This window comes from Sulfitobacter sp. OXR-159 (assembly GCF_034377145.1).
Taxonomy (GTDB): domain Bacteria; phylum Pseudomonadota; class Alphaproteobacteria; order Rhodobacterales; family Rhodobacteraceae; genus Sulfitobacter.
Window position 1 is genome coordinate 1600308 of sequence record NZ_CP139707.1, and the last position, 13750, is coordinate 1614057.

General features: G+C 61.8%; 9 protein-coding genes and 1 tRNA gene. 6 read left to right on the top strand and 4 right to left on the bottom strand.

Annotated elements, in window-relative coordinates; translation table 11 throughout:
- The first annotated feature begins 66 nt into the window (after positions 1-66).
- The 4 genes from zwf to T8A63_RS08255 all read left to right on the top strand — a co-directional run bounded on the left by zwf (position 67) and on the right by T8A63_RS08255 (position 5576).
- The gene (zwf, locus tag T8A63_RS08240) at positions 67-1530 is read left to right on the top strand and encodes a glucose-6-phosphate dehydrogenase (RefSeq protein WP_067623827.1); all 1464 of its coding nucleotides are present in this window, start codon (positions 67-69) and stop codon (positions 1528-1530) included.
- Positions 1527-2198, top strand: a complete 672-nt coding sequence (gene pgl, locus T8A63_RS08245) for a 6-phosphogluconolactonase (RefSeq protein ID WP_067623829.1) — start codon at positions 1527-1529, stop codon at positions 2196-2198. Before zwf ends, pgl begins: the two co-directional genes overlap by 4 nt.
- Positions 2195-3787: a glucose-6-phosphate isomerase gene (pgi, locus tag T8A63_RS08250; protein WP_322345490.1), complete on the top strand. Its 1593-nt coding sequence runs from the start codon at positions 2195-2197 to the stop codon at positions 3785-3787. The genes pgl and pgi overlap by 4 nt, the downstream gene beginning before the upstream one ends.
- Before the next feature lie 160 nt (positions 3788-3947).
- Positions 3948-5576, top strand: coding sequence for a long-chain fatty acid--CoA ligase (locus T8A63_RS08255; RefSeq protein WP_322345491.1), 1629 nt, complete (start codon positions 3948-3950; stop codon positions 5574-5576).
- A gap of 53 nt (positions 5577-5629) precedes the next feature.
- Here T8A63_RS08255 and T8A63_RS08260 read toward each other — a convergent pair whose 3' ends face one another.
- From T8A63_RS08260 to T8A63_RS08275, 4 genes are all read right to left on the bottom strand, one after another.
- Entirely contained in the window at positions 5630-7681 is a 2052-nt protein-coding gene (locus T8A63_RS08260) for an ATP-binding protein (RefSeq protein WP_322345492.1), read from the bottom strand.
- 196 nt (positions 7682-7877) lie between these two features.
- A tRNA-Gly gene (locus tag T8A63_RS08265) sits at positions 7878-7951 on the bottom strand.
- Between the two features lie 41 nt (positions 7952-7992).
- Positions 7993-8838, bottom strand: a complete 846-nt coding sequence (locus T8A63_RS08270; RefSeq protein WP_322345493.1) for a class I SAM-dependent methyltransferase — start codon at positions 8836-8838, stop codon at positions 7993-7995.
- A complete protein-coding gene (locus T8A63_RS08275; RefSeq protein WP_322345494.1) occupies positions 8838-10898 on the bottom strand; it encodes an ASKHA domain-containing protein in 2061 nt (686 codons plus the stop codon). The genes T8A63_RS08270 and T8A63_RS08275 overlap by 1 nt, the downstream gene beginning before the upstream one ends.
- A gap of 191 nt (positions 10899-11089) precedes the next feature.
- On the opposite strand from T8A63_RS08275, the gene guaB reads away from it, so the two are divergent.
- Positions 11090-12538 carry an IMP dehydrogenase gene (gene guaB, locus T8A63_RS08280; protein WP_322345495.1) on the top strand — a complete coding sequence of 483 codons (1449 nt, stop codon included), beginning with the start codon at positions 11090-11092 and terminating at the stop codon, positions 12536-12538.
- A 49-nt stretch (positions 12539-12587) separates the two neighbouring features.
- Complete coding sequence (locus T8A63_RS08285; RefSeq protein ID WP_322345496.1) at positions 12588-13748, top strand: RsmB/NOP family class I SAM-dependent RNA methyltransferase; 1161 nt, start codon at positions 12588-12590, stop codon at positions 13746-13748.
- Positions 13749-13750 lie beyond the last annotated feature (2 nt).

Below are 13750 nucleotides of genomic sequence, written 5' to 3' on the forward strand. Positions count from 1 at the left end.
GTGAACTGGGTAAAAATAAGTATGTTTGCGCTAACTCTGCTATCTCGCACAGACAAGGATTGATCAATGGTTTCGCGTGTTATCCCTGTCGACCCTTTCGATCTGGTCATCTTTGGCGGCACCGGAGATCTGGCCCGGCGCAAGATTTTGCCCGGCCTCTACCGCCGCTATTGCGCGGGCCAAATGCCCGAAGAAGCGCGGATCATCGGTGCCGCGCGGACCGAGATGGACGCCGCAGGCTACCGCGAGATGGTGGCCGAAGCGATCGAAGAGTTCGGCGGCAAGGACGCCTGCGACAACCTCGATGCCTTTCTGGCCAAGCTCGACTATGTCGCCATTGACGCACGCGGAGAGACCGGCTGGGCCGAGCTGCAAGACCTGATGTCCGGCAAGGACCGGATCGAGGTCTATTACTTCTCCGTCGCGCCCGGGCTCTTTGGCGATTTGGCTGAACGCTTGCAGCAATGGGGCATGGCGGGCGCGGAATGCCGGATCGTCGTCGAAAAACCCTTTGGCCGCGATCTGGAGAGTGCGCGCGCGCTGAACGCGACATTGGCCACCTATTTTAAAGAGCAGCAGATCTACCGCATCGATCACTATCTCGGCAAAGAGACGGTGCAAAACCTCATGGCCGTGCGTTTCGGCAATATGCTGTTCGAGCCTTTGTGGAACCGCCAATATGTCGATCACATCCAAATCACCGTGGCCGAGACTGTTGGCGTCGGCGGGCGTGGGGAATACTACGACAAATCCGGTGCCATGCGGGACATGGTTCAGAACCACCTGATGCAGCTTTTGTGCCTGATCGCGATGGAGCCGCCCGCGCGGTTTGATCCGGATGCGGTGCGCGACGAAAAGCTGAAAGTGATCCGCGCGATCGACCCGGTGTTGCCGCATCATCTGGTCCGCGGTCAGTACGAGGCCGAAGAGGGCAATGAAGAAGAGGCGCCAAGCTACCGTGACGCCGTCGACAACCCGCGCTCGCGGACCGAGAGTTTTGTGGCGCTCAAGGCCCATATCAGCAATTGGCGCTGGCATGGCACGCCGTTTTATCTGCGCACCGGCAAACGCATGGTGGCGCGATCCAGCGAAATCACTGTGGTTTTCAAGGACACGCCCCATTCGATCTTTGCCGAAGACGCAGGCCGCCACCGCAATGTGCTGTCGATCCGCCTGCAACCGAACGAAGGCATCACCCTTGGCGTGACGATCAAGGAACCGGGCCCGGGGGGCATGCGTCTGGTCGATGTGCCGCTCGACATGACCTTTGCCGAGGCGCTCGGCCCCGATGGGGGCGATCAAGTTGATGCCTATGAGCGGCTTATCATGGACGTGATCCGGGGCAACCAGACATTGTTCATGCGCGACGACGAGGTCGAGGCCGCCTGGGCCTGGACCGATCCGATCATCCAAGGCTGGGAGGCCCGTCACGACGTGCCCAAACCCTACGACAGCGGCTCTGCCGGGCCGACGGATGCGACAGAAATGATGCGGCGCGATGGCCGTGAATGGCGAAAGGTATCCCCATGAACATCATCGAATATGCGGACCGCGAAATGCTGGTGATGAATGTCGCCAACAAACTGGCGGGCAAGCTGAAATCGGCGCTTTCGGGCAATGACCGCGTGTCTTTCGCGGTGCCGGGCGGCTCTACCCCCGGGCCGATCTTTGAAATGCTCAGTGCCACCGATCTGGATTGGGACCGGGTCGATGTGATGCTGACCGATGAACGCTGGGTCGATGAGCATGATCCGCTGTCGAACGCGCGTTTGGTGCGCGAGCATCTGTTGAACGACCGCGCCGCCGCGGCACGGTTCATCCCCTTTTTCCGTGCTGGTCTGTCGCCGGGCGAAGGGGCAGAGGCCGTGGCCCCCAGTCTGGCCAGCCATATGCCGATCTCTGTGCTGCTGCTTGGCATGGGCGATGACATGCATACTGCATCGCTTTTCCCCGGCGACCCCGGTCTGCCTGACGCCTTGGCCGCTGATGCGCCACTGCTGTGCCCGGTCTACCCCGAGGGGCAGCCCACCGCGCGGGTCACGCTTCCTGCGCATGTCTTGGATGGGGCGCTGAACAAACATCTCGTGATTTTCGGGGAAGAGAAACGCGCCGCCCTTGAGCGCGCGCAGGGGCTTTCCCCCGATGAGGCGCCGATCGCAGCGGTGCTGGATGAAACTGAAGTTTACTGGGCGGCATGATGAGCATTTGGCAAGACCTTCAAGAGCGGCAAAACGCCGTGGCGGACCGCAAGATAACCGCGCTGTTCGATGACCCGAACCGCGCCGAGGATTTCTCGCTCCGCACGCAGCACATGCTGTTTGACTACGCAAAGACCAATATTGACGCCGATGCCCGCGCGGCGCTGTTGCAGCTGGTAGAAAACGCCAAGGTCACTGAGCGTCGCGATGCGATGTTCGCGGGCGCGCCGATCAATGAAACCGAAGGCCGCGCAGTATTGCACACGGCTCTGCGCAACCTTGATGGCGGGCCGGTCGAGGTGGCGGGCGAAGATGTCATGCCGCAGGTCCGCGACACGCTGGCGCGGATGCGCAGCTTTGCCGATCAGGTGCGCGGCGGCGACATCACGGATGTGGTCAATATCGGGATCGGCGGCTCGGACCTTGGCCCCGCCATGGCAACCCTCGCACTGACGCCCTATCACGATGGGCCGCGCTGCCATTTCGTCTCCAACGTCGATGGCGCGCATATTGCCGATACGCTGCGGGGGCTGGATGCCAAGACGACTTTGGTGATCGTCGCCTCCAAGACCTTTACCACCATTGAGACCATGACCAACGCGCGCACCGCGCGGGCGTGGATGCAGGACCATGGCGGTGACCCGGCTGCGCAATTCGCAGCCCTCAGCACCGCTGATGACAAGACCGCCGAGTTTGGGATCGACCCCGCGCAGGTCTTCGGCTTTGAGGATTGGGTCGGGGGGCGTTATTCCGTCTGGGGGCCCATTGGCCTTTCGCTGATGATCGCCATTGGCCCCAAGGCCTTTGACAGCTTTCTGCGCGGCGCGCAGGATATGGACCGCCATTTCTGCGGTGCCGAACCGGCTGAGAATATGCCGATCCTTCTGGCGCTGGTGGGCATCTGGCACAACCAAATCTGCGGCCATGCCACCCGCGCGGTGCTGCCCTATGATCAACGGCTTGAGATGCTGCCCGACTACCTGCAACAGCTTGAGATGGAATCGAATGGCAAGGGCGTGCAGATGGATGGGTCTGACAGCCCGCGTCACACCGGCCCAGTGGTCTGGGGGGCGGCAGGTACCAATGGGCAGCATGCTTTCTATCAGTTGATCCACCAAGGCACCCGTGTGATTCCTTGCGAGTTTCTGGTCGCGGCCAAAGGGCATGAGCCTGACTTGCAGCATCACCACGACCTGCTGATCGCCAATTGCCTCGCCCAATCCGAAGCGCTGATGCGCGGGCGGTCATTGGAAGAAGCGCGGGCCATCATGCGCGACGCGGGGCTTGCGGGCGATGAGCTTGAGCGGCAAGCGCGCCACCGTGTTTTCCCCGGCAACCGGCCCTCAACCACGCTGGCCTATGAAACGCTCGATCCCTTCACGCTGGGCCAGATCATCGCGCTTTATGAGCATCGCGTCTTTGTCGAGGGGGTGATCCTCGGCATTAACTCGTTCGATCAATGGGGCGTGGAACTGGGCAAGGAATTGGCCAAGTCGCTCCAGCCGCTGGTCGAAGGAGAGGTCTCCGCCGAGGGTAAGGATGGCTCCACCGCCGGGTTGATCGGCTATATCCACCAACATCGCGGCTAGCGCTGCATCCCAAGTTGATTGAAAAACCGCGCAGGCAAACCCCGCCTGCGCGCTCTATTTTGCTGTCTATCGTTGCCGATTTCGACTTGCCGGAGGGGAAGGCTTGCAACTGCCCCGACCTTTGGACAGTCTCAAAGCAAATGATTGGAGGATCCCCATTATGCTTGGCCAAATGATGTCGCAGCCGCTGCTGATCTCAAGCCTGATTGCCCATGCCGAACGCTACCACCCCGAGGGGGAGATTATCTCGGTTTCGACCACGGGCGGGGTTGAGGAAACCAACTGGGGCAAGGTGGCCGAGAACGCGCGGCGCTTGGGCTCGGCCCTGACCGATTTGGGGCTGTCACCGCAGGCGCGCTGCGGGACCATCGCGTGGAACAACCGCCGGCATTTGGAGATCTACTTTGGCACCTCCGGCGCGGGCTTTGTCTGCCATACGATCAACCCCCGTCTCTTTGCCGATCAACTGATTTATATCCTCAATCACGCGGCGGATGAGGTGCTGTTCATCGACAAGACCTTCGTGCCTCTGGTCGCCGCAATCCGCGACAAGCTGGAGCATCTCAAGTATCTCGTGTTGATGTCCGGCCCTGATGCCGAGGCCGCCGAGGCGCTGCCGGGGCTGATTTTCTACGACGAGTTGGTGGCCTCAGGAAATGCCGGTTTCGACTGGCCCAATCTGGATGAGAACACCGCGTCGAGCCTGTGCTACACCTCCGGCACCACGGGCAATCCCAAGGGCGTGCTCTATTCTCACCGCTCGACGGTGCTGCATTCCTTTGGCATCAACATGGCCGACAGCATTGCGATCTCTGCGCGGGACATAGTGATGGCCGTGGTGCCGATGTTCCACGTCAACGCTTGGGGCTGCCCCTATGCCAGCGCCATGACCGGCGCGCGGATGGTACTGCCGGGGCCGAACCTTGATGGGGCGTCGCTGGTGGGCTTGATCGACAATTACCGCGTTTCCTTGGCGCTCGGCGTGCCGACGATCTGGCAGGGGCTCTTGGCGGCGGCCAAGAAGTCGGGCAGCGAACTTACAAGCCTTGAGCGCACCGTGGTCGGCGGCTCGGCCTGTCCTCCGTCGATGATCAAGACCTTCCGCGAAGACTATGGCGTCGAGACGATCCACGCGTGGGGCATGACCGAGATGTCGCCCGTGGGCAGCGTCAACAAACCCTTGGCAAAACATGGTGAATTGCCCGAAGACGCCCAGCACAAGCTACGCGAGAACCAAGGCCGCCCGGTCTTTGGTGTTGAGCTTGAGATTTGGGACGACGAAGGCAAGCCGCTGCCCCATGACGGCGAAACCCAAGGGGCGCTGGTCACGCGCGGGCATTGGATTTTGGACGCCTATTATCAATCCGACCGCGACAGCACCCTGCGCAATGGCTGGTTCGACACCGGCGATATCGCGACGATGGACAAGGACGGATATATCACTATCCGAGACCGGGCAAAGGACATCATCAAGTCTGGCGGTGAATGGATCAGCTCGGTCGAGTTGGAGAATATCGCCATCGCCCATCCTGATCTCGCCGACGCCGCGGTGATCGGCGCGACGCATCCCAAATGGGACGAGCGCCCGGTCTTAATTGCCGTGAAGGCCGATGGGGCCGATCCGTCAGAGGCGGATATCCTCAAGGTTTTTGAGGATCAGATCGCCAAATGGCAGGTGCCCGACAGGGTGGTTTTCACCGAAGCGCTGCCGCGCAACGCGACGGGCAAAGTGCTGAAGCGCGATCTGCGGGACCGCTTTGGCGATGTGCTGATGCAGGGCCAAAGCTGAGGTAGGCTGCCCCGGTCCGCTTTGGGCTGGGGCGTTTTTACCCGCGTTTGGCGTCAAGCCGAGCGACGCATCTCGCTGTCGACCAAGGGCCGGGGCAGGGTCAGCCGGAAGGTGCTGCCGACGCCAACTTGGCTTTCCAACGACAGCCCGCCACCATGCAGGGTCGCCAACTGCTCGGCAATCGCCAGTCCCAGACCCAAGCCGCCATTTTCCCGTGACATCGATCCGTCAACCTGCTGAAATCGCAGGAAAACTCGCTCAAGGTTTTCCTCATAGATGCCACAGCCCGTGTCGGTCACGGAAAAGGTGATCTCTTCGGCGTCCTGATGCATCTTAAGGTGGATATTGCCGCTGCGGGTGAATTTGATCGCGTTGGAAATAAGGTTGTAGAGGATCTGCCGCAGGCGGACCGGATCGGCGTTGGCACTGGCCGTGCCGTTGTCCTCATAGGTGAGCGTCAGCCCCTTGGCTTCGGCATCCGGGCGCAGGTCATCGGCGACTGAGCGGGCGATCTCGCTGGTCTCAATCTCTTGCAGATCAAGCTCCATCTTGCCGCGCGCGACTTTGGTCCAATCCAGCAGGTCTTCGACGAGACGCAGCATATGTTTGGACGATCCCGCGATCCCGCCGGCTTGGTCCGAGACGAAGTTCTGAAATTCATCTACGCTGTGGCGGATATCGGGTGTGGCGTTCGCGCTGTTGTTCAGCGCGGTCTGCAAGCGACGGGCCTGAGGCAGTTTCTCGGCATGTTGCAAGAAGGTCGCCCGGCCTGAGATCACGGTCAGCGGGGTGCGCAACTCATGGCTGACGTTGTTAAGGAATTCGGTCTTTTCACGGTCCGCCGCCTTGGCCGCGTCCAATGCGCGTTTCTCAGCCGTCACATCGGTCCAGATGCCCACGGTATAGCCATGCGGCGTGCGCGATTCCGTGACTTTGAGCCAGAAGTTGTCGGACACCTCAAGGATAAAGGCGCCAGTCGGATTGCGGAACCGGGCAAGACGTTTGGCGATCCATGCCTCACGCTCTTCGACCTTCTCGGGGTGCTGATGGCGGGCGACCCAATGGCGCAAAAGCTCTTCGATGGTTTTACCGGGGATCAGAAGGTCAGCGATTTCAGGGTGATACTCAAGAAACTTGCTGTTAACGGTGACCAGGCGTTCTTTCTCATCGAAGGCGATGAACCCCTCTTGGATCGAACCGATGCCCTCGGCCAAAAGCGCATGTGCCTCTTGCTTTTTCAGCGTGACCCGGCGGAAGGCCCAGAGCCCCGCCATCAGTGCGATGGTCGCGATCAGAGCGAAAGCCACGAGGTAGGGGCTTTGCGGAGCATAAGGAGGCAGGCCGTTGGCAAGGCTTGCCGTGGCCTCCCATGTCTTGCCCAAAAGCTCGAACCGGGTGCGGACGGGCGCTGCGGGGTCGATGGTCGCGTGCTCAATCTCGTCCGGCATGACACCTGTCGGGAAGGCGCGCAGGCTATAGATATAGTCAGCGGCTTGATGCGGGTTTTGATGCAGTTCAAACAGCCGGTCAGGCTGGAACACGATGGACATCACCCCCCAAAAGCGCGGCGCGCCAAGGCCGATGGGGCGCTCGAACACCGGGTAGTGCATGATATAGCCCTTGCCGCCTTGAACGAGGTTCAGCGGCCCTTCGATGGTTGGGCTCTGGCGGCGGTAGGCGTTGGCCACACCTGAAAGCTGCGTCGGAATGTTCTTATATTCCAGCCCGATAACCCCGGCGTTCGGGGTTTTGGGATAGCTATGGGTGATCTTGAGATCAGGGGCGAGGGCGAAGGCCTGAATGCCGGGGTTCCGATCCCGCAGCTCTTTGACCAGAAGTTCGATTTTCTTGTCTTTGAAGGCTTCGCCGGACAGCAGAATATTCTCGATGTTCTTTGTCACCAGAATGGTTTCTTGGAACTGGTGCTGCACCTGATTGCTGACTTCATGCAGCGTCTGCCGCGCATCCTGACGGATGCTGGCGATATGTTGTTCGTAATCCAATTTGACGATCGAATAGCTGATGCCAGCGACGCAGCACAGCACGATGAAATTGACGATGATATACGCGTTGGATGTTGCGTAGTCCCTGAACGCGTTTGCCACGCTTTTTTCCTTTGCCTGCCAGCGCATCTGACTTCGTTGGGCCATTTGCGCGTAAGTTACTTCCCTGCTGATTGCTACTTTTGCGGGCAATCATGGCGAAATTCGGACCAGAATGGGCTTTTCGTGGGTGACCCTAGGTAAGTTCGCGTGCCTTGGCCGCGATCATCCATGGTCGGCTTGGGAGGGGAGGTTAGCGTGGAGCGGGTAACGAGAATCGAACTCGTAACTAAAGCTTGGGAAGCTGCCGTGATACCTTTTCACCATACCCGCGCGCTGCGGTTGAGATAATCGGCGCGCCGGGGAAGGTCAAGTCAGGGTTTCGTCGCGGTGACGAAATTGATTTCGGCGGGCAGGCGCAGGGGGCCATTTTGCGCGTAGGGCCGCAGGGCATCGGCAATGGTCTGCCGCAACTCGGCGACTTGGTCGGGGTTGGCGTCAAAATGGGTGATCGCGCCGCCGGCCGGGCCAATGTCACACATCTGCCGGGCAAGGTCATCGACCGTGCCCGCGGGGGTGAGGTCAAGCTGGGTCACCTTGCATGCGATATCGGCAAAGCCCGCTGCCGTGAGGATCGAGACAACACGTTCGGGGTCACGAAACGCAAAAGGGCCGGGCGCGTCGGGGTCGCTTTTGGGCATGGCACCGATGGTGGCACGGGCCGCGCGGGCGGGCAGGGTAAAGAAAGGATTTTCGGGGATCTGCCCCCAAGCGGCAAAGCTAAGCCTTGCACCGGGGATGAGTTGCGCGGCCATTCGCGTAAAACTCAGCACCGGATCCGCAAAGAACATCACCCCAAAGCGCGAGATCAGCCGGTCGTAGGCGGGCTCAAGTTCAAGCTCGGTCGCGTCGCCATGGTGAAAGGCCACTTGGGGCAGGGCGGCGGCACGCTGCCGCGCGAGGTCCAGAAGCGGGGCAGAGACATCGACGCCCAGCACCGCGCCCTCATCGCCCACCGCATTGGCCGCCGCAAGACAGCCAGCACCCGCCCCACAGCCGATATCCAGCACGCGCAGGTTCGGCGTCAGCTCGGCGCGGGCCAGCACGCCGTCAAGCACCGGCTGCATGAGGATATCCAGCTCCGCCTGCCGCGCGGCCCATTTTCGGCCCGCCGCCGCGCTCCAGAATTCGACCTGATCGTTGTTGTCGGGCGTGCTCATCACGTGGCCTTTCTTCTGCGACGGCGTCCGCCGCGCTCGCCTGCGGCACCGCCTGTGCCGCCGCCGCCGGTATTAAAGGTCACGTCCGGCAGGGCAACGAGGCTGTTGAGAATGGGGAAGGGTTCCACTGCATTGGGAATGGCAGAAGCATTGACGAAATGCTCTTGAAAGCGTGGTTCGACGGCGGTCTCGATCTTGTGGATGGCGCGCACAGTCGCCTCAATCTCGGCCCGCGCATCTGTGTTGAGCAGGGCAATCCGCGCACCGGTGCCTGCGGCATTGCCCGCGCTGGTGACCTTTTCGAGCGGGGCGTCGGGGATCATGCCCAGCACCATCGCGTGTTTGGGGCTGATATGGGCGCCAAAGGCCCCGGCCAGCACCACCCGGTCGACCTTGTCGACGCCGAATTTGTCCATCAACAGACGTGCTCCGGAGTAGAGCGCCGCCTTGGCCATTTGGATTTCGCGGATGTCGCGGTTGGTCACCGTGATCTTTGGGCCGCCTTTTTCGGTGCCGTCGTAGACCAGATAGCTGTTGGTGCGCCCATCGGCGAAAACCGACGCCGAGCCGGTCTGCTCTGCGCTGCCGATCAGCCCCGGCGCGTCGACGATGCCATGAATACGCATCTCAGCGACCATCTCGATGATGCCCGAGCCGCAGATGCCGGTGATCCCAGTGCTCGCGACGGCCTCTTCAAAGCCTTCCTCATCGGACCAGAGGTCGCAGCCGATCACCTTGAACCGCGCCACTTTTGTCTCGGGGTCGATCTCGACCCGCTCAATCGCCCCCGGTGCCGCGCGTTGGCCCGAGCTGATCTGCGCACCCTCGAAAGCGGGCCCGGTGGGAGAGGAACAGGCCAACACCTTTTCCTTGTTGCCCAGCAGGATTTCCGCATTGGTGCCCACATCGACCACCAGCATCAAATCATCCGATTTTTCCGGCGCCTCTGACAGGGCAACGGCGGCGGCATCTGCGCCCACATGGCCCGCAATACAAGGCAGCAGATAGACGCGGGCGGAGGGGTGGATGTTCAAATCCAAGTCTTCGGCCCGCAGGCGCAGCGCGCCGGACGTCGCCAGCGCAAAGGGCGCTTGGCCCAACTCAAAGGGGTCAATGCCGAGCAGCAGGTGGTGCATCACCGGGTTGCAGACAAAGACCGCATCGACGATCAGGTCCGGCGCGACATTCCCTTCGGTCGCGATCTGGGTAAATAGCGTGCTCATCCCCTCGCGCACCGCGCGGGTCATCTCCTGCGCGCCGTCGGGGTTCATCATCGAATAGCTGACGCGGCTCATCAGGTCTTCGCCAAACCGGATCTGCGGGTTCATGACCCCCGATGAGGCCATGACCTCTCCGGTTTGCAAATCACACAGATGCGCCGCGATGGTGGTGGAGCCAAGATCGACCGCCAGCCCGTAGACCGTTCCTTCGTAGTATCCCGGCCAGATGTTCATGATCCGGGCCGCGTTCTCTTGATCGCCCAGATGCACAGCGACGGTCACCTTCCACGCGCCCTTGCGCAGGACCGGCTGCATCATTTGCAGTATGTGCAAATCGGCGGTGACTTTCTCCAGTTCCCACTGTTCGGCCAGCGCGGTGCGCAGGCGCTCCAGATCGCCCGAGGGTTCGTGCATGTCGGGCTCTGTCACCTCGACGTAGAACAGTTTTACCGATGGGTTCAGCACGATCTCCCGCGCCTCGGCGCGTTTGCGCACGACCTGTTTGTGCACTTGGCTCTCTGGCGGCACGTCAATCACCACGTCGCCCTGCACCGTGGCCTGACAGCCCAGACGGCGGCCCTCTTTCAGGCCGCGCTTTTCGTCATAGCGTTCCTCGACCGCGTTCCAGTCGCTCAGCGCGTCAGGTGCGACGGTAACGCCATGTTTGGAAAACTGCCCGTAGCCGGGCGAGACCTGACATTTCGAACAGATGCCGCGCCCACCACAGACCGAGTCCAAGTCAACGCCCAACTGCCGTGCAGCGGTCAGCACCGGTGTGCCTTTGGGAAAGCGCCCTCTCTTGCCAGAGGGCGTGAAAATCACGAGGGGATCACTGCTCATCGGGGCCGTCCTTTGTTTCTTTGCGCCACCATAGCGTTCCGCGCGGCGGGGGAAAGATGCGGGGCGGCAATTCGTGCCGCGCCTACGTCATTCCATGTTCATGCCTTACGCGGGGGAATAGGCCTTTCCAATCCCTGCCATCCGTGAAATAGGAAACCGCCAAATGAACCCATCCAGACCCGAGGTGTTAAATGGAGATTCGTGAGGCCCTGACCTTTGATGACGTACTGCTGGTTCCCGCGGCGTCTTCTGTGTTGCCATCTACCGCAGATACAAGAACCCGCGTCACGCAGAGCATCGCGCTCAATATCCCGCTGCTCAGCTCGGCCATGGATACGGTGACCGAAAGCCGCATGGCGATTGCGCTGGCGCAGGCCGGGGGCATGGGGGTGGTGCACCGCAACCTCTCGATCGAAGAGCAGGCCCGCGAAGTGCGCCGGGTCAAACGCTTTGAATCCGGCATCGTCTACAACCCGATCACCCTGCGCCCCGACCAGACGCTGGCGGATGCCAAGGCGCTGCAAGAACGCTACCGCGTGACGGGTTTCCCGGTGGTGGATGAAAATGGCCGCGTGCTGGGCATCGTGACCAACCGTGACATGCGCTTCGCCTCTGACGACCGGACTCCGGTGTCGGTGATGATGACCTCCGAGCGGCTGGCGATCCTACAAGAACCTGCCGACCGGGACGAGGCGATCAGCCTGATGAAATCCCGCCGGATCGAAAAACTGCTGGTCACCGATGCCAGCGGCGTGCTCACCGGGCTTTTGACCCTGCGCGACACCGAACAGGCCGTGCTGAACCCGACCGCCTGCAAAGACGATCTGGGCCGGCTACGCGTGGCTGCGGCGACCACCGTGGGCGACGCGGGTTTCGAGCGTTCTGAGGCGCTGGTCGATGCGGGCGTCGATATGATCGTGATCGACACGGCACACGGCCATTCCGAAGGCGTGGCCCATGCGGTGACCCGTGCCAAAAAGCAGTTCGGCGATGTGCAGGTCGTCGCGGGCAACGTCGCCACCGGTGCCGCCACCCGCGCATTGATCGACGCGGGCGCGGATGCTGTGAAAGTGGGCATCGGCCCCGGCTCCATCTGCACCACGCGGATGGTCGCGGGCGTGGGCGTGCCGCAATTGACCGCCATTATGGATTGCGTGGCCGCCGCCGGTGATGTCCCGATCATCGCCGACGGTGGCATCAAATTCTCCGGCGATTTCGCCAAGGCGATTGCCGCTGGTGCCTCTTGCGCCATGGTCGGAAGCATGATCGCGGGCACCGACGAAAGCCCCGGTGAAGTCGTTCTGTATCAAGGGCGTAGCTTCAAAAGCTACCGTGGGATGGGCAGCATGGGCGCCATGGCGCGCGGCTCGGCGGACCGGTATTTCCAAAAAGATGCCGCCTCTGACAAACTGGTGCCCGAGGGCATCGAAGGTCAGGTGCCTTACAAGGGCAGCGCGGGCAATGTCCTCCACCAGCTTGTGGGCGGTTTGCGCGCGGCGATGGGCTATACCGGATGCGCTACGGTCGATGAGATGCGCCGCAACTGTAGCTTTGTGAAGATCACCGGCGCGGGGCTGAAGGAAAGCCATGTGCATGACGTGCAGATCACGCGGGAAAGCCCGAACTACCGTATCGGTTAACCCATAAAAGCAACGGCTTAAAAGCCGTTCTTTACCTAAGGAAGATGCCATGACCCCGGGCGCGCGCGTATCGGCTGCGATAGAAGTTTTGGATGCGATCGCCGAGGGGCTGGCCGCCGAACAGGCGCTGACCCGTTGGGCGCGGCAAAGCCGTTTTGCAGGCTCCAAAGACCGCGCCGCCGTGCGGGATCATGTCTTTGACGTGCTGCGCCAGAAACGGACGGCGGCCCATTACGGCGGCGGGGATACGGGCCGTGCCCTGATGATCGGTGTGCTGCACGGGCAAGGGGCTGATCTTGAGGCGCTGTTCACGGGCGAGGGGCACGCGCCCACGCCGTTGAGCGACGCGGAACGTGCTTTCCCACAAGCGCCCGAAGACCGCGCCACAAGGTTGAACCTGCCCGATTGGCTGCTGCCCTTGTTCGACGCGGCACTCGGGGAAAAGGCGGATGCCGCAGCCATGGCGCTTCAGGAACGCGGGCCGATCTGTCTGCGGGTCAACACGGCGCGGATCGCGGTGCCTGCCGCGCAGGAATTGCTGGCGGAGGAGGGCGTTCAAACCCGAGCCAACCCGCTTGCCGATGCCGCGCTAACCGTAATTGAGGGGCAACGCCGGATCCGAAATTCCTCCGCCTTTGCAGATGGCTACGTGGAATTGCAGGACGCGGCGAGCCAAGCAGTTGTCACCGTCCTGCCGCTGGGGGGGCGTGTGCTGGACTACTGCGCCGGGGGCGGTGGCAAGGCCTTGGCTCTGGCCATGGACCCCACGCGCGAGATCACGGCCCATGACATCGACCCGCGTCGGATGAGCGACCTTTCCCCCCGCGCCGCGCGCGCGGGTGTTGAGATTTCCCTGGCCGATACCGAAAAAGCCGAAGCTGGCGCGCCCTATGACCTCGTTCTCTGCGACGCGCCCTGTTCGGGGTCTGGCGCATGGCGCCGCGCGGCAGAGGGGAAGTGGACCCTGACCCCCGACCGGCTGGCTGAACTGACTGCCATTCAAGACCAAATTCTCGATACCGCAGTGGCACTTACGCAACCTAACGGCGTTTTGGCCTATGCCACATGCTCGCTTTTCCGAGAGGAAAATGAGGCGCGGGTTGAGGCATTTTTGGCCCGTCACCCGGGCTGGAAAATCGCCCGGATGGACCGTTATGACGTGACTGCCGAGGGCGACGGCTTTTTCTCAGCACAGTTGACGCGCGAGTAGTT

Coding starts and splice junctions, on each gene's coding strand:
- zwf (WP_067623827.1), top strand. CDS start 67: ATGGTTTCGCGTGTTATCCCTGTCGACCCTTTCGATCTGGTCATCTTT.
- pgl (WP_067623829.1), top strand. CDS start 1,527: ATGAACATCATCGAATATGCGGACCGCGAAATGCTGGTGATGAATGTC.
- pgi (WP_322345490.1), top strand. CDS start 2,195: ATGATGAGCATTTGGCAAGACCTTCAAGAGCGGCAAAACGCCGTGGCG.
- T8A63_RS08255 (WP_322345491.1), top strand. CDS start 3,948: ATGCTTGGCCAAATGATGTCGCAGCCGCTGCTGATCTCAAGCCTGATT.
- T8A63_RS08270 (WP_322345493.1), bottom strand. CDS start 8,838: ATGAGCACGCCCGACAACAACGATCAGGTCGAATTCTGGAGCGCGGCG.
- T8A63_RS08275 (WP_322345494.1), bottom strand. CDS start 10,898: ATGAGCAGTGATCCCCTCGTGATTTTCACGCCCTCTGGCAAGAGAGGG.
- guaB (WP_322345495.1), top strand. CDS start 11,090: ATGGAGATTCGTGAGGCCCTGACCTTTGATGACGTACTGCTGGTTCCC.
- T8A63_RS08285 (WP_322345496.1), top strand. CDS start 12,588: ATGACCCCGGGCGCGCGCGTATCGGCTGCGATAGAAGTTTTGGATGCG.